Annotated in this window: 23 protein-coding genes; 12 read left to right on the forward strand and 11 right to left on the reverse strand. The window is 34.6% G+C overall.

Annotated elements, in window-relative coordinates; all coding sequences use genetic code 11:
* Window positions 1-27 precede the first annotated feature (27 nt).
* Window positions 28-873 carry a peptide chain release factor N(5)-glutamine methyltransferase gene (gene prmC, locus BST92_RS00510; RefSeq protein ID WP_105069701.1) on the reverse strand — a complete coding sequence of 282 codons (846 nt, stop codon included), beginning with the start codon at window positions 871-873 and terminating at the stop codon, window positions 28-30.
* A 171-nt stretch (window positions 874-1,044) separates the two neighbouring features.
* Entirely contained in the window at window positions 1,045-1,521 is a 477-nt protein-coding gene (locus tag BST92_RS00515) for a GNAT family N-acetyltransferase (protein ID WP_105069702.1), read from the reverse strand.
* Between the two features lie 162 nt (window positions 1,522-1,683).
* Between BST92_RS00515 and ribD the strand changes: the two genes are divergently transcribed.
* Window positions 1,684-2,697: a bifunctional diaminohydroxyphosphoribosylaminopyrimidine deaminase/5-amino-6-(5-phosphoribosylamino)uracil reductase RibD gene (ribD, locus tag BST92_RS00520; protein ID WP_105069703.1), complete on the forward strand. Its 1,014-nt coding sequence runs from the start codon at window positions 1,684-1,686 to the stop codon at window positions 2,695-2,697.
* Entirely contained in the window at window positions 2,694-3,560 is an 867-nt protein-coding gene (locus BST92_RS00525) for an EamA family transporter (protein ID WP_105069704.1), read from the forward strand. The genes ribD and BST92_RS00525 overlap by 4 nt, the downstream gene beginning before the upstream one ends.
* A gap of 53 nt (window positions 3,561-3,613) precedes the next feature.
* Here BST92_RS00525 and BST92_RS00530 read toward each other — a convergent pair whose 3' ends face one another.
* Window positions 3,614-4,174, reverse strand: coding sequence for a hypothetical protein (locus tag BST92_RS00530; protein WP_105069705.1), 561 nt, complete (start codon window positions 4,172-4,174; stop codon window positions 3,614-3,616).
* Window positions 4,175-4,259: 85 nt separating this feature from the next.
* On the opposite strand from BST92_RS00530, the gene BST92_RS00535 reads away from it, so the two are divergent.
* A complete protein-coding gene (locus BST92_RS00535; protein WP_105072154.1) occupies window positions 4,260-4,865 on the forward strand; it encodes an IMPACT family protein in 606 nt (201 codons plus the stop codon).
* On the opposite strand, the gene BST92_RS00540 is transcribed toward BST92_RS00535, so the two are convergent.
* Entirely contained in the window at window positions 4,862-5,407 is a 546-nt protein-coding gene (locus BST92_RS00540; protein WP_105069706.1) for a pyridoxamine 5'-phosphate oxidase family protein, read from the reverse strand. The genes BST92_RS00535 and BST92_RS00540 overlap by 4 nt on opposite strands.
* 53 nt (window positions 5,408-5,460) lie before the next feature.
* Window positions 5,461-5,871, reverse strand: coding sequence for an acyl-CoA thioesterase (locus BST92_RS00545; RefSeq protein ID WP_105069707.1), 411 nt, complete (start codon window positions 5,869-5,871; stop codon window positions 5,461-5,463).
* Between the two features lie 204 nt (window positions 5,872-6,075).
* Here BST92_RS00545 and dnaA point away from each other — a divergent pair, with 204 nt between their 5' ends.
* Both dnaA and BST92_RS00555 read left to right on the forward strand, forming a co-directional pair.
* Window positions 6,076-7,503, forward strand: coding sequence for a chromosomal replication initiator protein DnaA (dnaA, locus tag BST92_RS00550; protein ID WP_006795565.1), 1,428 nt, complete (start codon window positions 6,076-6,078; stop codon window positions 7,501-7,503).
* Window positions 7,504-7,512: 9 nt separating this feature from the next.
* A complete protein-coding gene (locus BST92_RS00555) occupies window positions 7,513-7,974 on the forward strand; it encodes a low molecular weight protein-tyrosine-phosphatase (protein ID WP_105069708.1) in 462 nt (153 codons plus the stop codon).
* Between the two features lie 9 nt (window positions 7,975-7,983).
* Here the strand turns inward: BST92_RS00555 and BST92_RS00560 are convergent, their stop codons facing one another.
* Genes BST92_RS00560 through BST92_RS00570 form a run of 3 tightly spaced genes read right to left on the reverse strand, consistent with a single transcriptional unit; the run spans window position 7,984 to window position 11,015 of the window.
* Window positions 7,984-9,033, reverse strand: coding sequence for an AMP-binding protein (locus BST92_RS00560; RefSeq protein ID WP_105069709.1), 1,050 nt, complete (start codon window positions 9,031-9,033; stop codon window positions 7,984-7,986).
* Entirely contained in the window at window positions 9,034-9,969 is a 936-nt protein-coding gene (locus BST92_RS00565) for a CPBP family intramembrane glutamic endopeptidase (protein ID WP_105069710.1), read from the reverse strand. It abuts the gene before it with no gap.
* A 2-nt stretch (window positions 9,970-9,971) separates the two neighbouring features.
* The gene (locus tag BST92_RS00570; RefSeq protein ID WP_105069711.1) at window positions 9,972-11,015 is read right to left on the reverse strand and encodes an o-succinylbenzoate synthase; all 1,044 of its coding nucleotides are present in this window, start codon (window positions 11,013-11,015) and stop codon (window positions 9,972-9,974) included.
* Between the two features lie 130 nt (window positions 11,016-11,145).
* Here BST92_RS00570 and BST92_RS00575 point away from each other — a divergent pair, with 130 nt between their 5' ends.
* Window positions 11,146-13,617, forward strand: coding sequence for a T9SS type A sorting domain-containing protein (locus BST92_RS00575; RefSeq protein WP_105069712.1), 2,472 nt, complete (start codon window positions 11,146-11,148; stop codon window positions 13,615-13,617).
* Window positions 13,618-13,704: 87 nt separating this feature from the next.
* Here BST92_RS00575 and BST92_RS00580 read toward each other — a convergent pair whose 3' ends face one another.
* A complete protein-coding gene (locus BST92_RS00580; RefSeq protein WP_105072155.1) occupies window positions 13,705-14,157 on the reverse strand; it encodes a DUF4442 domain-containing protein in 453 nt (150 codons plus the stop codon).
* A 157-nt stretch (window positions 14,158-14,314) separates the two neighbouring features.
* Between BST92_RS00580 and BST92_RS00585 the strand changes: the two genes are divergently transcribed.
* From BST92_RS00585 to BST92_RS00600, 4 genes are all read left to right on the forward strand, one after another.
* Complete coding sequence (locus tag BST92_RS00585) at window positions 14,315-14,818, forward strand: DUF4870 domain-containing protein (protein ID WP_105069713.1); 504 nt, start codon at window positions 14,315-14,317, stop codon at window positions 14,816-14,818.
* The gene (locus BST92_RS00590) at window positions 14,815-15,156 is read left to right on the forward strand and encodes a PadR family transcriptional regulator (protein ID WP_006795574.1); all 342 of its coding nucleotides are present in this window, start codon (window positions 14,815-14,817) and stop codon (window positions 15,154-15,156) included. The genes BST92_RS00585 and BST92_RS00590 overlap by 4 nt, the downstream gene beginning before the upstream one ends.
* Window positions 15,153-16,910, forward strand: a complete 1,758-nt coding sequence (locus BST92_RS00595; protein WP_105069714.1) for a PspC domain-containing protein — start codon at window positions 15,153-15,155, stop codon at window positions 16,908-16,910. Before BST92_RS00590 ends, BST92_RS00595 begins: the two co-directional genes overlap by 4 nt.
* Before the next feature lie 115 nt (window positions 16,911-17,025).
* Entirely contained in the window at window positions 17,026-17,844 is an 819-nt protein-coding gene (locus tag BST92_RS00600) for a GIN domain-containing protein (RefSeq protein ID WP_105069715.1), read from the forward strand.
* A 106-nt stretch (window positions 17,845-17,950) separates the two neighbouring features.
* Here BST92_RS00600 and BST92_RS00605 read toward each other — a convergent pair whose 3' ends face one another.
* A complete protein-coding gene (locus tag BST92_RS00605) occupies window positions 17,951-20,860 on the reverse strand; it encodes a choice-of-anchor D domain-containing protein (RefSeq protein WP_105069716.1) in 2,910 nt (969 codons plus the stop codon).
* A 174-nt stretch (window positions 20,861-21,034) separates the two neighbouring features.
* The gene (gene trxB, locus BST92_RS00610) at window positions 21,035-22,012 is read right to left on the reverse strand and encodes a thioredoxin-disulfide reductase (RefSeq protein WP_105069717.1); all 978 of its coding nucleotides are present in this window, start codon (window positions 22,010-22,012) and stop codon (window positions 21,035-21,037) included.
* A 120-nt stretch (window positions 22,013-22,132) separates the two neighbouring features.
* Here trxB and BST92_RS00615 point away from each other — a divergent pair, with 120 nt between their 5' ends.
* Both BST92_RS00615 and nhaC read left to right on the forward strand, forming a co-directional pair.
* A complete protein-coding gene (locus BST92_RS00615) occupies window positions 22,133-22,681 on the forward strand; it encodes a cupin domain-containing protein (RefSeq protein ID WP_105069718.1) in 549 nt (182 codons plus the stop codon).
* A gap of 58 nt (window positions 22,682-22,739) precedes the next feature.
* Complete coding sequence (nhaC, locus tag BST92_RS00620) at window positions 22,740-24,260, forward strand: Na+/H+ antiporter NhaC (protein WP_042289579.1); 1,521 nt, start codon at window positions 22,740-22,742, stop codon at window positions 24,258-24,260.

The following is a 24,260-nucleotide window of genomic DNA, read 5'->3' on the forward strand; positions in this document are numbered from 1 at the left end:
GTTTTTAATTAAGGTACATTTTCAAATTCAATTTCTCACGCATTTCATCATCCTATAATTTCCATTCAAGTCCTTAAAAATTTCAGATTCAAAACCTAGCTCTGTTGCTAGCGCTTTCATCTCATCAGGTAAATATTGATTGATTTCAAAGTATAGTATTCCGTTAGGCTGTAAAGCGTTTTTAGACAGCTCCATTATTTTACGATAGAAAATTAATGCATTATCATCTTCTACAAAAAGCGCTAGATGTGGTTCATTTTCTAATACGTTATCATGTATCTCTTTCTTCTCTAAATTCCTCACATACGGCGGATTGCTCACGATGACATCATATTTCTCAGACAATTCATCTAAAGCCAAGACATCTTGCAGAATCGTTTTTACTGGAGTTTTTAAATGATTTGCATTTGATTGAGCAATGACTAAAGCATCATTTGATACATCCATAAGTGTAACGATGCTATCCGGCTTTGCTGCTTTAATAGACAATCCTATACAGCCAGTTCCTGTTCCTATGTCTAGAATATTCAAATAAGATTCTGCTTTATGATCTTTAATAATCATATCGACCAGTTCTTCTGTTTCCTGACGCGGAATCAACGTATGTTCATTGACAGTAAACTCGTGTCCGTAGAAATGAGCTTTTCCTGTAATGTATTGAACTGGTTTTGAAGTACGTAGTTCTCGTAAGGACTTTTGTAATATTTCTTCTTGAATATGACTCAGTTCTTCTCGATCTTTTATCATGAAATCAGAGCGCGACCAGTTCAATAAGTCTTCACAAACGATTTGTAGAATGCTGTGAATCTCATTTTCTGGATAAAGAGGTTTGAGCTGTTCTTGGTAAAGGGATTTTACTTGATTCAATGTCATTTTGTAAAGGTAATTATGATATCTGGTATTAAAACATGAATTCAATAATAAGAGCTTTGTTCATTTTTGTCATTACCGCAAAAACGAACCAAACCTGCCTGCCGGCAAGAAGGCTAGGCTTGAACTGACATCGAGGTTAATTAAGTCAGATTCCGCATCAGGTGCGGAATATCAAAATTTTAAAAGCATTTGAACAGGACATGAGAAATGACCTGTATCACCCAGTGGTCCATCGAGTAATTTAAAACCTACGTGCTTGTACAATCCTTGTGCATCGTACATATTATCCATAGTTTCTAGGTAAACGCTTTCAAATTTGAATTCTTTGGCACGTTCTAGGCAAGTCATCATCAATTTCTTACCATAACCTTTACCACGCACTTCTGGTTTAAAGTACATTTTTTGAAGTTCGCTCACATTACCGTTGTAATTATCAAGTGGTGCGATTCCTGCGCCACCGACCACTACTCCATCGACTTCAATTACATAGTAAGTTCTGCGAGGTTTTTGATATTGCTCATACATCGCTTGCGTTGCCGCATCGCTGTATGCAGTTCCTATTTTAGGAGCGCCATGTTCTAAAATTGAAGCTTGAATAATTTCCTTAACGGCTTTATTATCTTTAGGAAGTATTTTGCGAATTTTCATATAACAAATTTAGAAATATGAGACTAGAAATTACTATACGATAGAAATAATTGAGGTTAAAATCGACTTCGACAAGCTCAGTCCTACATCCATACTCTACGTCAGTTTATTTTTAATATTGGATTTACTTTTAGTTTTAATTAGGTCTTACCTTTGCTAGAGATGACTACTGAAGAAAAATACATGCAACGCTGCTTGCAACTGGCTCAAAATGGATTGGGAACAACGTATCCCAATCCTTTAGTGGGAAGTGTAATTGTGAGCGAGAATGACCAAATCATAGGTGAAGGATGGCATCTCAAATCTGGAGAACCGCATGCTGAGGTTAACGCTGTACGTGATGCAGAAAAAAAGGGTTATGATGGAGACGCTTTCGCGAAAGCGACATTATACGTCAATCTAGAACCATGTTCCCACACAGGTAAGACGCCACCTTGTGCAACCATGATTGTGCAAAAAGGCTTTAAAAAAGTAGTCGTAGGAACACTAGATCCACACGATAAAGTGGCAGGAAAAGGTGTTGCTTTATTAATAGAAGCTGGAATTGAAGTCATAGTAGGTGTCTTAGAAAATGAATGTAATGACCTCAACAAAAGATTCTTTACATTTCACAGTAAACAACGTCCTTATGTCATTTTAAAATGGGCCGAAACTTCTGATGGATTTATTGCACCAGAAACTAAGAACGAGCAGAAACCGGTATGGATTACTAATCCATATTCTAGACAAGTATCGCATCAACTGAGAGCGCAAGAAAATGCAATTCTAGTAGGTTCAAAAACAGTTATCGATGACAACCCATCACTTACTAGTCGCGACTGGTCTGGTGATCATCCTACACGTGTAGTACTGGATTCTAGAAACAGCATCACATCTAATTATAAAGTAATGGATGATGCTGCGGTAACTTTAAAACTTGAACTCAGTACTTCTAACATCTTAGAAATTGTAAACGAGCTTTATAAAAATAATATTCAGTCAGTAATTATTGAAGGAGGAACCACTACCATTCAATCTTTTATTGATGCAGGTTTATGGGATGAAGCGTTTCAATTTATGGGAACTGATGTTCTCTTTCATCAAGGTTTAAAAGCACCTGTTTTAAGTGGTGATTATACGTTGATTTCTAGAAAAATGATAGCAAACGATGTGCTTAAAATTTATAGAAAAAAATGATTTGGCTCGTTTTAAGCATTACCACATCTAGTTTTCTATATGTGATTTTTAAATACTTTGAACTATTTAAAATCAACACATTACACGCTATTATCATTAATTACATAGTAGCTTGTATTACTGGTTTTGTATCTTATGGCAGGATGCCTAATGTAGAGCAAATTACAACGGCAAATTGGTTGTACTATGCAATATTTCTGGGCGCGCTGTTTATATTTATTTTTAATATTATGGCGCTTACTAGTCAAAAAAATGGCCTTTCAGTCGCGGCTGTGGCTGGTAAAATGTCACTGGTAATTCCTGTTATTGCAGGTATATGGCTCTATAATGAGTCTATGGGCTGGATGAAAATAGTCGGGATTTTACTAGCACTAGTCTCTGTTTACTTGACATCTGTAAAAACAAAGGAAGGCATACAACTAGATAAACGATTGCTTATTTTTCCGATTGTTTTATTCTTAGGTAGTGGTATAATAGATACTACGTTGAAATATGCCGAAAAGATGCACGTGCCTGATGGTGAAGAACCACTTTTTAGTGCGATGTGTTTTGCAATGGCTTTTCTTATAGGAATAGTCGTTTTAATCTATGAGGCTACTCAAAAAAGGTTATTGACTTTGCGCAGTATAATGGGAGGAATTGCTTTAGGAATACCTAATTATTTTTCTATCTATTTTATTATTAAAACACTTAAAAACGGAATGGAAAGTAGCGTGGTTTACCCTATTAATCACGTAGGAACCGTTCTTTTAACCTGTCTATTAGGTATTATACTGTTTAAGGAACGATTAATTTCTAAAAACTACATAGGTATTGCAGTTGCCATTATGGCTATTGTGATGATCGCTTTCGCGAAAGCGTAAAAAAAAAACTTCTCATTTCTGAGAAGCTTTTAAAAGCAAAAAAATGATATTGCTTATTGTCTTTGAAAATCAGCAAATCCATCTATCAGAATTTCTATGGACGCTCCACCAGTGGTTTGCGTTGATAATCCATTAACATCGATTGATAAATCTGTAGCATTTAAAGTACTTATAGTTAGTGTAGTTGTGTCATCAAAAGGTGTAACATTATTAGGTGAAGCGCTATTAAATCTTAATATATCACCTGTTACAGTATAGGTACCTGCGTCGTTAAAGGTATTAGTCTGATTACCTTGAGAGACACCTTGATTGATTACTTCAAATTCTAGGTCACCTGTTATGGCATAGGTTCCATCTGCATTAAAGGTCATTATAGCATTTGAACTAACATATTCTACAGATGCCGTAATAGATACTGGTGTACCAGAAACCGTAGTTGTAGTTGTAGTATTAGTTTCTACATCTGTATATAACCAGTTACCTACTAGTAATGTTGCATCAACATTACCACCACCTGTTCCACCAGTAGTAGGATTTAATCCTGGATCTAGAGCTTCAGTTTCACAACTAGTTATAGCTAAAACAGTAATTAATATGATAAATAACTTTTTCATTTTTTGGTTTTTGGGTTACATTGCAAATGAAATAGATTATCACGATAAAACTTTCATTCACCAATTCTTTACCAAAACTTTAACATTGACAGATTCTTACAAAACCATTATCAAACCAACAGAAGAAATTCTTTATAAGGAAAAGGGTAGTAAGTTTTATGGATATGCTTTTCCCTTAAAAAACGATCAAGAGGTTAATGAATTAATAGCACCATTGCGCAATCGACATCCTAAGGCTGGACATCATTGTTATGCATGGAAACTGGGAGCTGATGAGCACAACTATAGGGCAAATGATGATGGAGAACCTAGTCATAGTGCAGGTGACCCTATATTAGGACAGATCAATTCTTATGAGCTGAGCGATATATTAGTGGTGGTCTCAAGGATTTTTGGTGGTACAAAGTTAGGTGTAGGTGGATTGATAAGTGCTTATAGGGAAACTGCAAAATTAACCTTGGATACTGCAGATATAAGATTAAGAACCATAACGGCTGCTATAGAAATTAGCTTTGAATATCCACAAATGAGTCAAGTTATGCGATTTATTGACGAAGGTAATTTCTCTATGATTTCTCAAAATTTAACTGCTAGTTGTATCATAACGATTGCAGTACCTCAATCACAACAAGAATCTATTACCGCATCAATTAACCAGATGTACCCGATTAAGGCCAAAGCACTAGACTAGGGAACCAGCCACTGTCCTTTCCAGTCGTTATGTTTAAAAAAGATTGCTCTTAAATGATGTGGTCTTTTGAGTTTTAAAGCTTCCCACTGATCTGGAACAAATTTTAGTGCGAGAAAATGATTCTGACTACGTTCTCCATAATCAACATGATCGGGAGTTGCGATAGGTGTACCAGGAGATGATAAGGTTGTGTAGTCTTTAAGCGCTTTTTCACCTACCTTTTGAAATAATCTTTTAATTTCTACAGGATCCTCGATTGGGTATAATTTACCATTGAGTTTAAGTTGTAAAAGTTTTTTGGGATGATAAGCAAGAATACAAGCATGGCAATTGTTCTCGATCTGTTTAACCTTATCTGTACGAGAGTCTGTAAAAATGATACAATCTAGATTGTCATTGACCTCTCTTAGAACGACCATTCTGGACTGTGGTCTCAAGTCTTTATCAATTGTTGATAAAGTCATGTATTTAAAAGGGTGCTTATTTTTTGACAAACAACTTTTAAACTCTACAACCAGTTCTTTAAAAAAATTATCTAGCATTTTATTGAGTTAAGTAATATAATACACAAAGGTTACCATTGAAAACAACTTGATTAATCATTAAACAATGACTGACAAGCTTTGAGGAAATCAGGAAGAGGTTTCATAGGTCTAAAATTAGTAGCATTTGTGAATACTAGAGTTAAATCTGCGGTAGCACAAATCACACCATCTTGATTAACAATTTCATACTCAAATTCAACCCTTGTTGTAGGAAGACTCTTAAGGGTAGTTTTAATTGTAATTTGGTCACCAAACTTCATCGGATTTTTGTACTTGATATCGATTTGATAGACAGGTAACAGCACTTTTTTTTCTTCCATAAGCCTATAGGAGAACCCTAGATGATCTAGCCAGTCTAGCCTTGCTTGCTCCATGTAAATCAAATAGTTAGAATGATGAATAATTCCCATTTGATCTGTTTCTACATATCTTGTTGTAATTTTTGTAAGTGTACTCTTCATTCTACTAATTAAATTATTTGTATATTAACTGGGTTGAATAAATGATGATTTACTTGCAACAATATTTTAGATAAATCAAACACTTTTCTAGTTTTTTTAAGGTTTTTTATTCACATATTTGTCATCGATTAGAAAGAAGTATTTTGTCCTCATTTTCCACTTTTTTAATCCCAACAATCTTAATCTTTAAAAGTAATTTATTTTATGGCATCGACGGCAGCATCGGTATGGGAAAATTGCCTACTATTTATAAAAGATAATATAAATCCTCAAGCCTACAAAACGTGGTTTGAACCTATAAAACCTGTTAAATTAACTGAGACTGCTTTAAGTATACAAGTACCTAGTCGTTTTTTCTATGAATGGTTAGAAGAACATTATATTAAATTATTAAAAACAGCTCTTACACGCGAGCTAGGTGAAGGTGCAAAATTAATTTATGCCATTAAGATGGAGAATACCTTAAAGGGTATGGAGCCATTTACTGAAAAAATACCTAGTAGCAACCGTTCTATACAGTCATCCCAATCTGTTGACGCACCGGTAAGAAGTAAAAGCCCTGAATTAAAAAACCCATTTATTATTCCAGGAATAAGAAATGTAAAAATAGAATCTCAATTAAATCCATCTTACAATTTTGATAGTTTCTTAGAAGGTGACTCCAATAGACTTGCACGTAGTGCTGGAATGGCGGTAGCAAATAAGCCTGGAGGAACTTCTTTCAATCCATTACTTATTTTTGGTGGTGTGGGATTGGGTAAAACTCACCTTGCTCACGCAATAGGTGTAGGAATTAAAGAAAATTATCCTGATAAGACAGCACTATATATCAGTGCTGAAAAGTTTACTCAACAATACATTGAATCGGTACGTAAGAATAATAGAAACGATTTTATACATTTCTACCAGATTGTAGATGTGCTTATCGTTGACGATATTCAATTTTTTGCTGGTAAAGCAAGTACACAAGATGTATTCTTCCATATTTTCAACCATTTACATCAAAATGGTAAACAAGTTATTCTAACAAGTGATAAGAAGCCTGTAGACATGCAGGATATTGAGCAACGATTACTTTCTCGTTTCAAATGGGGACTTAGTGCAGAGCTTAATCATCCAGATTATGAAACAAGAGTTTCTATCATCAAGAATAAATTATATCGCGATGGTGTAGAAATGGATGATGATATCATACATTACCTAGCTGACAATATTAAAACCAACATACGTGAATTAGAAGGTGCAATTATTTCATTAATTGCTCACTCTTCTTTTAACCGTAAAGACATTACTATAGACCTTGCACGTAAGATAGTAGAGAACTATGTTAAGAATACGAAACGCGAGATTTCTATAGACCAAATACAGCAAGTCGTAAGTGATTATTTCCAAATGGATGTTGAAACGTTGCAGTCTAAAACACGTAAACGTCATATCGTTCAGGCAAGACAACTAGCTATGTATTTCTCTAAGAAAATGACCAAAGCGTCTCTTGCGAGTATAGGTTCTCAGATAGGTAAACGTGATCACGCCACAGTTTTACATGCTTGTAAAACTGTAGATAACCTTGCTTCTACTGATAAACAATTCAACAAATATGTTGAAGATTTAAGTAAAAAACTGACGAATTAAGAATAAGTGATGAGTAAGACGTCCATTTTAATGGTATGCTTGGGTAACATTTGCCGTTCTCCGCTGGCAGAAGGTATCATGCGTTCTAAACTTAATTTTACTAAGTTCAATATTGATAGCGCAGGAACTAGTGGTAGCCATCGTGGACAAGCTCCGGATAAAAGATCTATAACCGTTGCAAAAAAGAATGGACTAGATATCTCTAGCCAAGCCAGTCGCAAGTTAGTTCCTGAAGATTTAGTTAAATTTGATTACATCTTTGTAATGGATAATTCTAACTATAGAGATGTAATTGCTCTTGCGCAAAATGATGAGCAACGAGCTAAAGTTCATAAAATAATGGATTGGGCCTTTCCAGATGAAGATCTCGATATTCCTGATCCTTATTATGGTGGCGACAGTGGCTTTGAAAACGTGTACCGAATGCTAGATCATGTGACTGATGTAGTGGCTAAAAAGCTTCAATCTTAGCTTACAAGTTTACTTCCTAAACAAACGCTCTAACGTCGATCGCTTATCTACTTTTTTAGTATGCGTTTCTTCAAAAGAGTTGATAAAATAGACCTCTTTAGGTATTTCATATTTATCTAAGACTTTAAAGGCTTGTTGTGTATCAGACTCCTTACCTTCTACTATCAATATGACTTTTTCACCTAGGTCTTCATCATTCATTCCTGTAATAAAAAAGCGTTGTGCGATTTGTGCGGCAAGCTTCTGCTCTACTTGGTCTGGATGAATTTTAATTCCACCAGTATTGATGACATCATCAATACGGCCTAGTATTTTAAATCTATACTCATCAATCAATTCAACAATATCATTAGTAACTAAATTATTAGTTCCTAACGATGGTGCATTAATGACTAGACAATCCCTTTTATCTTTTGAAAAACTAATATCACCAACTGCGGTATATTCATTCTCAAACTTTGGATACAACTGTTTAATAGCTACATGTGAAGCTGTTTCTGTCATTCCATAAGAGTGAAATGCTTTAGTATGTTTGTGCTGTAAGTCTTCAATAAGTTGAGATCTTATTGCTGCTCCACCTATTAAAACCATTTTAGTCTTATGGATATTTTTCAAAGATTTTGTAACCTGCATAGGTGTCATCGCAGTAAAATCATAACGTTTCTCTGCCTTTTTCAGTGGCCTTGAATTGGGTTTCACTAAATCTATATCCCAGCCCAGAATTAATGCGCGAACCATCATCATTTTACCTGCGATATAACTTAACGGCAAACAACATAAGGCCTCAGTTTCTGGACCTAAATCAAAATGTTTACCAGTCATTAAAGCACTATTAATCATGTGCTGTTTGTTCAACTTATATTGTCTAGGTGAACCTGTAGAACCACTTGTATAAACAGTCATCACATCAAAATCATCTAGCCAGTTTAGTAAAAAATCGCCTACTTCTTTCTCCCATTCTGTGCCTTCTTTTACATAAGAATAAGCGACAATCATAACTCCTTGATGATCAAGATGACGACCATTAAGCTTAAAAGTAGGATGTATTTTAGGAATCATTTATGATGCGTTTAAGTTATCAAATTCTTCTTTAGAAAGCACTTTACCAAAAAGCTTTTCTTTCCAATTAGACCATTTATAAATCTTAGCTAAAATCAACAAAATTATTGGATAACCTACAACTATAGGTAACATATCTACAAGACCAAAACTAGGTTGTGAAACATCTAAAAAAACAGAGTCTGTCTGTATGGCTGTCCAGGTAGACGTTACCATAAGCGCCGCGGTAATATTATTTGCCGCATGAAAACCTAAGGCAAGCTCAAGACCTTCATCTAATAAGGTCATCGCTCCTAATAGTAATCCAGTCCCTATATAATAGACCATTATTTCCATCCCTAATTTTTCTACCTCTGGATTTGCAGCATGCATAACACCAAATAGTACAGAGGTAAGAAAAAACGGCACCCATCTTGTTTTTGTAAGAATACCTAATCCCTGTAATAACTGACCACGGAATAAATACTCTTCAAAACTAGTTTGAAATGGAAATAGTAAAAACGACACCACAACTAATGGTATAAACTTTGACCAATTTAAATTGTACTCAAAATTCTCTGGCGAACTATAAACACTCAATAACATTGTTGCGGCAGAGATACTTGCCCAAAAAATGAACATAAAGCCAATACGTTTCCAGTCTATTTTTCTTCTGCTAGTTGTTAATGAAGTGATTGATTGTTGATGTATATATTTTACCCAGACAAATATGGAGGCGAGACCAACCACAAATACTAGTAAATTCACGATAAGAAAAGGCATCTTCCCCATCATCTCTATCATTTGTGCCATGATTTCTTCTACAGATTGCCCTTGCTCTTCTACCAGCATTAAAGTCGAGAAGTAATTAAAAACCATAAATAGCATGAAACCTACTGGAATCAAAAAGAAATTCCATACTCCTAAATTACCCTTATATCCTTGTTCTATATACATCTTTATAAATTTAAACTCTTAGTATCCCAAATTGAGATATCGTTACATTTTAAGGTACCTTTCTTAATTTCTAATGGAGCTTCAATATTATTAGTATACAATCCTCCAGTCCCTAATCCTTGCGGCATCATATTGCCCAGCGTGTAGGTAAATTGCGCAATTGCGTTAAGACCTACATTAGATTCCAGCGCACTAGTCATCCACCAGCCGATATTATTATTTCCAGCAATATTAATCCATTCTCTACAGCTTTGAAAACCACCTACCAATGCTGGTTTTAAAATGATATACTGTGGTTTAATCGTTTCTAGACAACGTTGTTTTTCTTCTAACTCATATATCCCTATAAGCTCCTCATCTAGCGCTATATCCACAGGTGATTGCTCACAAAGAGATGCCATCTCATGCCATTGTCCTTGCTTTATAGGCTGTTCTATACTATGCACTTTAAATTTAGCAAGCGCCTCTAATTTTTCCATCGCATTTTGTGGTGTAAAAGCGCCATTTGCATCAACTCTTATTGTTATCTCGCTTTCGCGAAAGCGAGACCGTACAGCTTCTAGCAATTCTAATTCCTTATTAAAATCAATTGCACCTATCTTGAATTTAATACAGTTAAAACCGCTAGCCAACTTTTCTTCAAGCTGTTGCATCATAAAATCTTGATCACCCATCCATACTAATCCATTGATATTGATCGCATCCATACCTTCAGTAAATAGCGACGGGAAAAGGGTAAATACATCTGACGATTGTAGAGACTTAAGCGCCATTTCATAACCAAAAAGAATAGACGGCCATTGTTTTAACGCTGTAAATAAAACTGCTGGTTTTAAATGAATATTATCGCATAACCATTGCAACTTATCTTCATAGTCTGGTCTATCATCAATGGATAGACCTTTAAATAAATTACATTCTCCTATACCCTTTTTATCACCATTAGAGAGGTATAAAAAATAGGTTTCTTTAACGTCTAGAACACCTCTCGAGGTACCAGCTGGACGCTTAAATTCTAAAGTATACTTTTTAAATTGAGCTTGCATTCTTGCAATATAAACATCAAACTATTGAGTTGCCTATTGCTTTTATAAATTTTAATACTGTGATTTAGCAATTTAATTACGCAACCTATCTAAACAAAGTGCATCTATTTGATAACCAATCAAAAAAGCCATGATCAAAAAACTACTCTTCATTTTAATAGGATGTATTGCCAACAGTGTATTTGCCCAATGCCCTACTAGTTTAATTGTTTTAGAAACACAGGCAGATGTAGATGCTTTTCAATCCACATACCCTAACTGCACTCAAATATTAAATGGCTTGCAAATAGGTCCTGCGACTGGAAGTTCAGATATTAATAATCTTAATAATTTACAAGGATTAGTGCAACTAGATGGTGGATTAAACATCTTAAACAATCCGTTACTAAATGATCTTACTGCTTTTTCAACACTTACACAACTAGAAGATATTTACTTATTTAATAATCCAGGCATCACAAGCTTTAACGGCTTTCAAGGAATAACGAGTGTTAATGATATTAAACTAGAACAATCTTTTGTAACAGATTTTAGTGGTTTATCAAATATTGATGACGTTCATAAACTATGGATTGTTGATGATACGGTTCTCAACGATCTATCTGGATTAAATCAATTAGTTATTCTTAATTTTCTTGAATTAGATAACACTCGTTTAACTAGTATCAACTCCTTTGACCTAGTGGATCAAGTAGAATGGATGATTATTAAAGATAATGACTTCCTGACTTCTATAGACGGTTTTGGCACAATGACAATGGTTGATAATCTATCCATATTACGTAATTCGCAACTATCAACGATATCACAATCTTTTCAATCATTAAGGCATATTCAAAATAACTTGATTATTAAAGGTAACACCAATCTAAGTGATATAAGTGGCTTTAGTTCTATTCAGACTGTTGATACCATTCAATTAGACCAAATGATAGGATCTCAAGATTTATCATTTTTCAACACCATCATACAATTAAGAATATTGCGTGTGACTCGAGTAGACTCTATCACTAGTCTAAATGGATTACAAAACGCTCTCACCTTGACCTACATCAGTATTGAAAACAATCCATTATTATCTGATATTAACGCTATAGGTGGTAGTGATGCTAATTTTTTAACAGGCATGCGTATTATAGGAAATCCGTTGCTAGCCATTTGTGATATTCCAGTTGTCTGTAATTATTTGAGTGGATCTGCTTCTACTGCAACTATTAATGGAAATGCTACTGGATGTGCTTCAGAACAAGAAATAGCAAATGAATGCGAACTTAATGTAATAAGTGGTACTATCTACTATGACACTAATGGTAGTGGTGATTATTCACCAGCTACAGATGCAGTAGTTCCATATTATAAAGTATTTAGCACACACAGTACAGGAACTAGCACTACCTTTTCTAAAGCCTATGGCGATTATTCAAACTATGTAGGTACTGGTAATATCAATACAGATGTAGAAGACTTAGCCATGTTTGCATTTACACCTGCAAATGGTTTTAATAACAACTTTACAGGTTACGGCAATGTAGCTAGTGGCGATTTTGAAGCACAAACTACCAATACCGTTCAAGATGTCTCTATAGATCTTATAGCAACTATTGCTACCAGACCTGGATTTACAGCTGGTTACAAGCTAATTGCGATTAATAAAGGATCTGTACCTGTGTCTGGAACTATTGAATTACCATATAACAGTAATCTTTTCACTTATCAAACTAGTGTACCAGCAGCTAGTACAGTATCTACCGGTATGTTGAACTGGTCGTATAATTTAGGCCCATTTGAAAGATTACGTATAGATGTAGAATTTCTAGTAGCTCAACCACCTGTTTTAATAGGTGGAGAAACAGAAACATGGACAGCGACAATTAACCCAATACCTGGTGACGCAAATCCACAAGACAATGTTTTCTATTATAATAACAATATTGTTAACTCTTATGACCCTAACGATAAAACCGTTTTTGAAGGCGCAGAAATACTACCTACAGAGTTAGATAAATATCTACATTATAGAATTCGTTTTCAAAACACAGGTACTGCTAGTGCGATAAATGTTACCGTTAAAGATACCTTATCTGATAACCTAGACTGGGATACCTTTGAACCTATAGACATGAGTCATGATGTAGGAGAGATTCATATTAAGAACAAGAGATTCATCGACTTTGATTTTCCTAATATCAACTTACAAGATAGTACTACTAATGAGCCATTAAGTCACGGATATATTTATTACCGCATTAAGCCTAAACAAAATTTAGTCATTGGTGATTTTATAGATAACACTGCTTATATATATTTTGATTTTAATGAAGCTATTATAACCAATACAGCTACAACGACCATTGTACAAACACTTTCGAATAGCGATGATAAACTATTGAAAATTAGTCTATATCCTAATCCGGTAGCAGACATAGTTCAATTACAAACGTCAGAAAAAATTGATTTTGCTGTCATTATGAATCTTCAGGGACAGTCATTAATTGAAACTACTGATAAAGATATTAATGTAAGTAACTTAGATACTGGAGTATATTTTATTAGAGTTACTTCTGATAATAAATCTCAAGTTTTAAAATTCATTAAAAAGTAATTACTCCTATACTTTAACTACTTTAAACCTGCCTTACCATTTAATAAGATTAAAATATCTAACTTAAATAATGTGAGACAGGTTTAATTATGCCTTCTTTTTAACAGTCCATTCAAATCTGAACTGGCTTACCTCTACTCCATCTTGATTCACACCACGTGATTCCATCCATACGGTTTGTCCTTCACCAGTGGCTACCGTTTTCTCTATCGCTTGTTGAATAGCTTTACCATCATGACAAGTGAAGGTGATAATACCGGTTGCTTTTTTAGTAAAAACAGCCTCATTACGAGCCACTAGCATTGAAACTCTAGCATCGCTTTTTTGTATAAATGACATCACTAACGCTCCTGTAGAAAGCTCGGCAGCCATCGCTTGTGTGGCAAAATACATACTCTTAAATGGATTCTGGTTGAACCATTTATGGCGCACTTTTACCGTACAAGATTCCTCACTTATAGTCTTACATCTGACACCTGCCCACCATGCACTAGGTAGTTTTAAGAAGGTAAATGCATTTATTTTCTTTGGAGTGATCATTTTTAACATTTTGTACAAATGTAATCAAAAGGCGCGTTGTTGTTACGCTTTCGCGAAAGCGAAATATAAAATATCAAACAATTTTAAAAATATATGGTACTTTGTATTGCATAATACTATCTTTTAGATATATATTTGCATAAGAAAATAATATGCCATGGAGAATACTTTACAAAATAACCATCGAAACTTAGCGACTTGTTTACACTTGTTGAGCTTTGGCAAATGGTTGTTTCCTTTAGGGAATTTCATTTTACCCATTTTATTATGGATGATGAATTCAAAAAAATCTGACTTTGTAGATCATCACGGGAAACAGGTCATCAACTTTCAATTAAGCATGACGCTTTATTCAATAGCTCTAGCTGTTATTGCAGCTATCATACTAGTAGTTGCGTTTGCATCTGGCGGAATTGAATTTTTAGAAGGTCTAGATAGAATGGATGGCGATGAATGGATGCATGGTGAACATATGGGGATTTTTGCTACTATGATAGGTGTAGGAATCCTTTTTGGTGGCGCACTTTTACTCATCGCTATTGTAGACTTAGTCTATACTATTAAAGGAGCGATGCAAGCAAATGATGGGGTGCTTTTTAAATACCCTTTAACGATTCCGTTTTTAAGCACAAAAACAGAATCTAATAACACAACAACATGAAGATAGAAAACACAAAAGCGCAAATGCGTAAAGGAGTACTCGAGTACTGCATTCTATCCATTCTTAAGGAAGAAGATGCCTATGTAGCAGAGATTCTCGATACTCTTAAGGATGCAAAGTTACTAGTGGTAGAAGGAACAATCTATCCATTATTAACCCGATTAAAAAATGCAGGTTTACTTAATTATAGATGGGAAGAAAGTACCAGTGGTCCACCACGTAAATATTATGGACTGACTGAAACTGGAAAGATTTTCCTTAAAGAATTATCCAGTACCTGGGATGATCTTAAAAACGCCGTTAACCTGGTAACCACCACAAAAACAAAGAAATCATGAACAAGACCATAAATATAAACCTCGCAGGGCTGTTCTTCCACATCGATGAAGATGCCTATAATAAATTACAAAAATACCTTGCCGCTGTACGTCGCTCTTTTAGTGGTATGCAAGGATCTGAAGAGATCATGGCAGATATTGAATCTCGTGTTGCAGAACTTTTTCTAGAAAAAAGAGCTAATGAACAACAAGTCATTTCCATCACTCATGTCGAAGATGTAATTTCCATAATGGGACAGCCAGAAGATTATGAGGTAGATGAAGAAATCTTTGAAGGTGAGAGAAGATCAACTGCTCAAGAGATGAAATCACGTTTCAGCAGACCATTGTTTAGAGATACCTTAAACGGTTATATAGGTGGTGTTTGTGCTGGTCTAGGTCATTTTCTGGGTATAGACGCTATATGGGTACGCATCTTTTTTGTGGTAGTATCCTTTGTATCATTCCCATTTAATGTACTGGCTTACATCATCTTCTGGATCGTTGCTAAAGATGCTGTTACAACAAACCAACGTCTAGCGATGATGGGTAAAGAAGTAAATATCTCAAACATAGGTGAAAACTTTAAGTCGGGTTTTGATGATGTAGTCGATGGGCAGACCGACGCCGACTACCGAATTGTAGGTCAAAAAGGAAAGCGTGGAACCGTACGTTTCTTTAGTTTTTTAGGACGATTTATTAAAGGTATTTTTAAAGCTATAGCTAAAATCATAGGACTGTTTATGTTCCTACTAGGTGCTACAGGTTTAATTGCATTATTCTTTAGTTTGATAGGTATAGGTACAGCACAATTACAAAGTGATGATTTTATGTTACTTATGAATATGAGCATACCTTCTAACCTGTCTACATGGTGGATTTATTTAACTGCCTTTTTCTTAATAGGAATTCCATTCTTTATTATTGCTGTTTTAGGATTGCGATTGTTAGTATCTAATCTAGCTTCCATAGGTCGAACGGCCAAGGTAATTATAGGATTACTTTGGGTAGCATCTGTAATTGGATTGTGTGTGATTATCGCTACCATAGGAACATCTCAAGCTTTTGATGGGAACGTAAACAGCTTAGAAAAATTCCCTGTAAATAAAGAGAAAGTATTCCAACTTAACATGGAAGATAGCACTCTAGAAGGCTACGATAATATCTATGTGAATGGTTCTCATTTTAGTATAGGAGAATTTGATGGTGCTAAAGAAATACGTTTAATGGGTATTAAAACGGCGATTGCTGCTACTACTGATAGCGTTGCATCTATAAACGTTAGATTTAAGGCTAAAGGTTCATCTATTCAAGAGGCTAAAGAAAAAGCTTCACAAATAGAATATAATTATGTGATTACAGATTCTATCATTACACTAGATGATTTCTTTAAAATTAACAGTGGTAGTCTTAATAACCACAAGATTGAAATCATTGTAAATCTTCCCGAAGGAACTAAAGCTAGAATGAATGATGAGTTTGCAAACCATTATAGAGATTACATTAGTAATGATGCTTTCTCTCTAGGTAGTAATGACTCTTACACTTATCAAGTAAAAGATGGCAAAGCAGTATGCCTAGACTGTCCTGTTGTAGAAGAAAGAAAAGATGACGTTGAAAAAGATGAAATCAATTCTTCATCTAACTCAACAGATGATAATGAGTGGAAATATGAAGAGGACGAAGACGAGGAAAATGAAAGAGCTGAAACCACTACTATTAAAACATCGATAGACTTAGGACCTATAGAAATAGAAACAGAAGAAAGTTTCTAATATAAAGATTCATGTGATGTCAACTGTATTTTAAGAGATTCTTGTTGACTAGAAAACCGCTTCATTCATTTGGAGCGGTTTTTGTTTTACCTTTGTTAAACAAATTATTTAAATAATGAAAAAATTATTACTAGCAATCATGATTCTTACAGCCGCTGTTTCTCAAGCACAAGAAAAGGTAAAAGGAAATCGCGAACCTAGCACTGTTATTACAGATGTTGATCCATTTACTATTATTGAAATAGGTGGTGATTATGAAGTAGCAATCGTAGAAGGTGTGGTACCTCAAGTAGAAATTACCACAGATTCAAATTTACATCAGTTTTTAGAAGTTGCTGTAGTTGATGGTAATTTAAGTATTAGCTCTACCGCAAACATACGTTCTAAAAAAGAGATGACGATACGCTTAATTTATCCTGCTGGACTAACTAAAATCGTTGCTAAAGAAAAGGCAGAGATAAGCGCTATCACTGAACTAAAAATGGACAAGTTAGAAATTGAAGTACGTGATGATGCAAAATTATTTCTAACCGCAAACATTAGTAATTTAACTCTCAATCTAAAAGGAGACTCTAGATCTGAGTTGAATTTAAGAGGTAACGATGCTAAAATTAATTTTGACGATAAGGCTAATGTAAAGGCATTGCTAAAATTCCAAGATTTAAACCTAACGATGAAAGGTCGCACTGTAGCAAAATTAGAAGGTGATGTAAAATCAGGAACCTTATTATTAGAAAACAAGGCGAGCTTTCAAGGCGACAACCTAGTATTTAACAACTTAAATATGAAAGCCTCTCAAAATACCAATTGTGAGGTAAATGTAAAAGATGAATTAACTCTAGCTGCCAGCGATAGTTCTAAAGTAGAACTATTCAATTCACCTAAAGTCATTTTAGAAAAATTTACAGGAAAAACGCAATTGATAAAAAAATAAACGTTGATTGCATTTGTTGGCCTGAATAGTCAACATCTCAATTCTAATTAAATAAAAAAAGCCTCGCGATGCGAGGCTTTTTTATGATTTTGACGTACAAAAAGACTTAGTCTTGAATTGATACAGAAAATGTTATAGGATTATTATCGTCTATATCATAAAACCTAATATAATAAGTATCATTTGGATTTAAATTTAAATTAACGTCTTCAACACCATTGGAAGCATTATTAATAGTATAAATTGGAGATCCTGAACAACTAGAAAATATTTGAAATCCAGCATTACCGTTAGTTGTTGCACCTGCAAAAGTAATTACTGTTATTCTATAAGTAGTGTTGGAGTTGGTATCAAATTGATACCACATTCCTCGATTACCGTCAGAACCGTAGCTTATGATGTTATTTAAATTCCAATTAGCCTTAGCATACTGAGTATTTAAATCCAAATTATATACACTACTCGAACCAGTCGCAGAACAACTATCTCTTGGGGTATTATTCCCTACATCCACAAGAGGTAAAGCACCACCGCCAGAGCCTACAATATCAAAAGTAAACGTATCATTCCAAGTTCCTTCATTTGAAGTTATTGTAACTGTGCAATTAACCGTTTGAGAAGAAGCATTTGGGTCTACATCAAAATCTAATGCACCAGAATTCCATTCAAAACTACCTGAATTAATGTCTGGAACAGATCGGTCTGCATCAATAATATTTATATCTGGATTATTAGTGTTCCATACAACGTCTACATTCGTAGCGGTAGCATTACCGAAATTTTCAACTTCTAGATCAAAATCGATATCCTCGCCTGCATTAATGATACCATCGCTATTATCATCTCCTGTCACTCTAAATCCTGAAATTCTTAGATTTGGAATATTGTTTTGATTATTAATTCCGTTACCGCTTACCTGAATTCTACTGTTAGTAGCGTTCATGTTATCTGCATCATTATTAAACTCTATGAAACCACTATAACTTTGAACACTAGTTGGTGAAAAGGTAATATCATAAGTTCTGGATTGTCCACCACCTAAATTAGTTGAGGAATTTGGACTGATACTAAATCCATTAGGTACTGAGATACTATTAATATTAAAACTACTATTACCTGTATTTAAAACGGTAACTGACTGAACGTTGGAATTAGTTCCTACATCAACATTACCAAAAGACAGCGAATTGTTATTAATAGATATGGCAGATTGATTACTTTGATTAGTCGTCCCAATTCCACTCACTTGCACTCTACTATTTACTGTAGTCGCATTATCAGCATTATTTGTAAAAACTATGTTGCCGCTATAATTCTGAGTAGCCGATGGAGAAAATGTCACTTGGTAAGTTTTACTTTGACCAGCATTTATAGTAGTAGAAGAACTAGGAGAAATAGAAAAACCATTAGGAACACTAATATTACTTATATTAAAACTACTTCCACCCGTATTAGACACAATAATAGATTGTGAATTTGAAGTTGAACCTACTGTTTGATTTCCAAAGGACAAGGAACTATTATTGATTGAAATTGCAGATTGATTTGATTGATTAGCCACACCATTTCCAATGGCTTGAATACGACTGTTATTACTATTAGCATTATCTGCATCATTATTAACTTCTATGAAAGCTTGGAAAGAAGCTACAGCAGATGGCGCAAATACCACATTAAAAGTCCTACTTCCCATAGCTGGAACGGTGATACCACTCGCACCGTTAGTTATTCTAAATTCATTAGTATCTATTAAACTCTGTATTGAGAAAGATGCATCTCCTAAATTCTCTACCGTAAATGTTCTTGGCGCAGATTGAGAACCATTTTGAGTATCTGGAAAATTAAGATCTCCTGTTATTTGTATTTGGCTTGTATTGGAACTTCCATTGCATGTATTAAGATTTTTTTGACTTCTAGCTGAGAAAGCCATTCTAATTAACTGTTCTGTGGTAAAATCTGTTCTACATCCATGTGCTGCGTAGGACATTATATTATCTGGCAATGTAGTTCCATTAGGAGATAGGCAATCTGGAAAATTAACTAAATCATTCAGATTTGGATCGAAAGGAGTATCACAAATTGCGTCACCAGTGAAAAGACAACCAGATCCATTTACTCCTACAGAAGCAATGTTTCCAGATTGGTGAGTATGAAATAACGAAAAGAAATGACCGATTTCATGTTCTAGAGTACTACTATAAAAACCGGCTCTTGTCACATAAATCCTATCATTTCCTTCAAATGGGAAAAAGGCATATCCACCAATAAATTTTTCATTACCTTGAGAATCAAAAGTTTTTATTTTACGATTAACATATATATTTAAGGTGTTTGCCACATCTCTAGAATCAGCATACTGTTCATTATTCTTTGTGTGATTATAAAAGTTATTGTCGTCGATGTAATCTATATTTGAATTACATAAAGAAAATATAATTTTAGCTCCAAAAAATTTAGTATTTAGTTCTTGAATTTTATTAGTTAATTGACTTAAGTCCAAACCACCGTTACCGTTATTATCTCTAGCTATGTGTAAAGTAATTGGAACCTCCATAAACCCGACACTATTAATATCAAAACTTGATAGACCATTTAAAATCGATTGATTCAAAGTTGATAAATTTGCGGCGGAAATTTCATTGTCAGAATCATCAAATAATTCACTTGATATTTCTTTTTCCAATTGTATTGATAATTCATTGTTAGCTAAATTGGGATCATTTAAAACATTCAAAAATTCTGGTTTTAATTGTATTGAAACATCAACCCTAGTGCTATCATTATTAAAAAAGAAAACTTTATTAACTTGATTTTCTATTGCATTACCTAGATTATAAGATAATGATTCATTTAACTTTTGATTTAAGTCATTTGAATTTAGCCAAATAATAAATTCAGCACTAGTAGCGACTGAAATATCTGTATTTAAGATCTCAACCTCATCATCATTCTCCTTAGTACAACCATTCAACAATAGGATAAAAAATAAAAACTTTAATAAATAACTCTTTTTCATAAATAACTGATTTTTAAGCAATATTAAGATAATTTAACATTGCATGTAGGATATTACTTTAACTATTAGCTGTATAAGTAATTAAATTCGACAAAGTGTAACTTACTTAGATTCAGCTAACAAAAAAAGCCTCGCGATGCGAGGCTTTTTTTATCAACTTAAAAGTAGGTATACTTAATAACTACCACCTATTACTTCTTCTACAATACCTACCTCAGCAAGATAGCGTTCTGCATCTAGTGCTGCCATACAGCCTGTACCGGCAGCGGTAATCGCCTGTCTATATATTTTATCTTGAACATCTCCACTAGCAAATACACCTGGCATGTTTGTATAAGTAGATCCAGCTTTAGTTTTTAAATAACCAGCGTCATCCATATCTAGTTGACCTTTAAAAATATCAGTATTAGGCTTGTGCCCTATCGCGATAAACAATCCTGTGATTTCAATATCGTGCTTTTCATTAGTCTGATTATTTACTATTCGTAAACCTTCAACCACTTGTTCTCCTAGCACTTCTTCAACTTCGCTATTAAACAGTACTTCTATATTCTTAGTTTGCGCTACACGATGTTGCATTGCTTTAGACGCACGCATTTCTCCTTTACGCACCAGCATAGTAACTTTAGTACAAATATTAGATAGATAAGTAGCCTCTTCTGCAGCCGTATCTCCTGCACCTACAATAGCGACATCTTGTCCACGATAGAAGAATCCATCACAAACAGCACAAGCACTTACTCCACCACCACGCAATCTTTGCTCACTAGGTAATCCTAGATATTTTGCTGTTGCACCTGTAGAAATGATAATTGTATTTGCTTCAATTTTAGTTTTCCCATCTACAATTGCTGTGTGAATACCGCCTTTTTCACTGGCAAAATTTACTTCAGTAACCATACCTATACGCACTTCTGTACCAAAACGCTCTGCCTGTTTCTGTAAATCTACCATCATAGCTGGTCCATCAATACCTTCTGGATAACCTGGGAAGTTATCAACTTCTGTAGTGGTTGTTAATTGTCCGCCTGGTTCCATACCTGTGTAAAGTAGTGGCTTCATATCTGCACGTGCGGCATATATAGCTGCTGTATATCCTGCTGGTCCTGATCCTATGATCAAACACTTTACTCTTTCTATTTGTTCTGACATTGTGTAAACTTTGGATTGTAAAAATAATGATTCTCTTCACTTGAAATCAAATCTAGTTATCACTATTTATTATCACTTTATTAAGGTTATCCATGTCATCCTGTTTTACTTTTACATTTAATGACTAGAACCTACATCAATCCTATCACAAAAGAACGCGCTACCATTCTTAAAACTAGCGCACAAACTAATGGATCATACACTTACATAGAAGTAGAATTGCAGCCTGGTGGCGGTAATCCTATCCATTATCATCAACATTTTACAGAACAGTTTGAACCTATTGACGGTACCTTAGGCGTTCATTATTTAGGTAAAGAAATAAGCTTAAAACCTGGTCAAATATTTAAAGTACCCGTAATAGATAATCATCGTTTTTATAATCCAGGTGATCGGCCTATTATCTTTAGAGCAAAACTGGAACCTGGCCAGCCCGGATTTGAAAATTTCATGGCAGCACTTTTTGGATTGGTTAGTGATGGTAAAACTTTTGGAAAAAACCAGATTCCGTTCAATCCATTTTATGCTATAATTTTACTTAAATGGGGCGATACTCAAGTAGATAGCTTATTCTTCAGGTTATTTAAACCTGTTTTGATATTACTGTATACGCTTTCGCGAAAGCTGGGATACGAAAAGAAATTGCTACACAAATATGTCATAGGTTAAGGCAGTACTTGCAAACGCGTTTTCAAAATCGTAACATTACACTCAATAATCCCTATACATGGAAAGTCAAAATATCAACCAAGAGGACGAAAAAATAATCATTAATCAAGAATTAAACATTTGGGAAGCGCTTATTCCTGTAATAGCGTTAGTTGGGCTACTGGCTTATAATGTGTTTGTTTTTGGTGATAGCGCTTTAGGTGGTTCTAACCAATTTATATTAATTATAGGTGCAGCTATTGCAGCTATCGTAGGCTTTAAAAACAAAGTTTCTTATAAATCCATGGTGGAGGAAGTTGCTCAAAATTTAAAATCTACTACCGGTGCTATTCTTATACTTTTAATGGTAGGCGCGCTTGCTGGGACCTGGCTGGTTAGTGGTATTATACCTACCATGATTTATTATGGACTTGATATTTTAAACCCAACTATTTTTCTGGCTGCATGTGTTATTATTTGTGCTGTGATTTCTGTCGCAACTGGTAGTAGCTGGACTACTAGTGCAACAGTAGGTATCGCACTTATAGGTATTGCAGGCGCATTAGGGATAAGTCCAGGAATGACTGCTGGTGCGGTGTTGAGTGGTGCCTATTTTGGTGATAAATTAAGTCCGCTGAGTGATACGACTAACCTTGCTCCTGCTATGGCTGGTACTGATTTATTTACTCATATTAGATACATGACCTACACAACAGTACCAACTATCATAGTAACACTATTATTCTTTATTATTCTAGGATTTACTAATGATACGACCGGTGCTGCAGACGTATCTCAATATCAAGGTGCTATAGATGCCACTTTTAATACTTCTCCTTGGTTATTTCTAGTACCCATTGCTGTAATAGCTATGATTGTTAAAAAGATATCGCCTTTAATCGCTTTACTGGCTGGTACGTTACTAGCAGCTGTATTTGCATTGATTTTTCAACCCGATCTTGTACTAGCTGTTTCTGGAATGAAAGAATGGAGTTTTGAAGCTGGTTATAAAGGAATCATGAATGCTATCACTGTAAAAACCACTGTTAATCCTGTGTCTGACAATCCTAAAATTGTTGAAGAACTAGCAGGACTATTTGAAGGAAAAGGAATGGAATCTATGTTAGGTACTATATGGTTGATTATTTGTGCCATGGTCTTTGGTGGTGTCATGGATGCTATAGGTGCATTGAGCAGAATTTCAAAAAGTTTGCTGAATTTATTCAGTAGTGTTTTTGGATTATTCTTTAGTACGGTAGCTAGTTGTATCGCGATTAATTTTACTGCAAGTGATCAATACCTAGCACTGGTAGTACCAGGAAAAATGTATGAGAAAGCTTATCGTGAAAAAGGACTCGCGCCAGAGAATTTATCGAGAACACTAGAAGACTCAGGAACAGTTACATCTGTTTTAATACCTTGGAATACCTGTGGTGCTTACCACAGTGGTACTTTAGGTGTAAGTGTATTGGATTATGCTATCTATGCTATGTTTAGCTGGTTGTCTCCTATCATGACGCTCATTTTTGCAGCGTTTAGCATTAAGATTAAACAATTAGTTACTAAAACACCTACTCTAGATACAATAGGTGAAGAATAA

The sequence above is a fragment of the Nonlabens arenilitoris genome, from assembly GCF_002954765.1.
GTDB lineage: Bacteria > Bacteroidota > Bacteroidia > Flavobacteriales > Flavobacteriaceae > Nonlabens > Nonlabens arenilitoris.

Bases quoted from the DNA above. Each gene is read 5' to 3' on its own strand.
- BST92_RS00540 (WP_105069706.1), bottom strand. From the start codon at position 5,407: ATGCTAGATAATTTTTTTAAAGAACTGGTTGTAGAGTTTAAAAGTTGT.
- ribD (WP_105069703.1), top strand. From the start codon at position 1,684: ATGACTACTGAAGAAAAATACATGCAACGCTGCTTGCAACTGGCTCAA.
- BST92_RS00515 (WP_105069702.1), bottom strand. From the start codon at position 1,521: ATGAAAATTCGCAAAATACTTCCTAAAGATAATAAAGCCGTTAAGGAA.
- BST92_RS00595 (WP_105069714.1), top strand. From the start codon at position 15,153: ATGAACAAGACCATAAATATAAACCTCGCAGGGCTGTTCTTCCACATC.
- BST92_RS00580 (WP_105072155.1), bottom strand. From the start codon at position 14,157: ATGATCACTCCAAAGAAAATAAATGCATTTACCTTCTTAAAACTACCT.
- BST92_RS00585 (WP_105069713.1), top strand. From the start codon at position 14,315: ATGGAGAATACTTTACAAAATAACCATCGAAACTTAGCGACTTGTTTA.
- BST92_RS00565 (WP_105069710.1), bottom strand. From the start codon at position 9,969: ATGTATATAGAACAAGGATATAAGGGTAATTTAGGAGTATGGAATTTC.
- BST92_RS00570 (WP_105069711.1), bottom strand. From the start codon at position 11,015: ATGCAAGCTCAATTTAAAAAGTATACTTTAGAATTTAAGCGTCCAGCT.
- BST92_RS00600 (WP_105069715.1), top strand. From the start codon at position 17,026: ATGAAAAAATTATTACTAGCAATCATGATTCTTACAGCCGCTGTTTCT.
- BST92_RS00605 (WP_105069716.1), bottom strand. From the start codon at position 20,860: ATGAAAAAGAGTTATTTATTAAAGTTTTTATTTTTTATCCTATTGTTG.
- BST92_RS00525 (WP_105069704.1), top strand. From the start codon at position 2,694: ATGATTTGGCTCGTTTTAAGCATTACCACATCTAGTTTTCTATATGTG.
- BST92_RS00560 (WP_105069709.1), bottom strand. From the start codon at position 9,033: ATGATTCCTAAAATACATCCTACTTTTAAGCTTAATGGTCGTCATCTT.
- trxB (WP_105069717.1), bottom strand. From the start codon at position 22,012: ATGTCAGAACAAATAGAAAGAGTAAAGTGTTTGATCATAGGATCAGGA.
- BST92_RS00530 (WP_105069705.1), bottom strand. From the start codon at position 4,174: ATGAAAAAGTTATTTATCATATTAATTACTGTTTTAGCTATAACTAGT.
- dnaA (WP_006795565.1), top strand. From the start codon at position 6,076: ATGGCATCGACGGCAGCATCGGTATGGGAAAATTGCCTACTATTTATA.
- BST92_RS00555 (WP_105069708.1), top strand. From the start codon at position 7,513: ATGAGTAAGACGTCCATTTTAATGGTATGCTTGGGTAACATTTGCCGT.
- BST92_RS00575 (WP_105069712.1), top strand. From the start codon at position 11,146: ATGATCAAAAAACTACTCTTCATTTTAATAGGATGTATTGCCAACAGT.
- nhaC (WP_042289579.1), top strand. From the start codon at position 22,740: ATGGAAAGTCAAAATATCAACCAAGAGGACGAAAAAATAATCATTAAT.
- prmC (WP_105069701.1), bottom strand. From the start codon at position 873: ATGACATTGAATCAAGTAAAATCCCTTTACCAAGAACAGCTCAAACCT.
- BST92_RS00545 (WP_105069707.1), bottom strand. From the start codon at position 5,871: ATGAAGAGTACACTTACAAAAATTACAACAAGATATGTAGAAACAGAT.
- BST92_RS00615 (WP_105069718.1), top strand. From the start codon at position 22,133: ATGACTAGAACCTACATCAATCCTATCACAAAAGAACGCGCTACCATT.
- BST92_RS00590 (WP_006795574.1), top strand. From the start codon at position 14,815: ATGAAGATAGAAAACACAAAAGCGCAAATGCGTAAAGGAGTACTCGAG.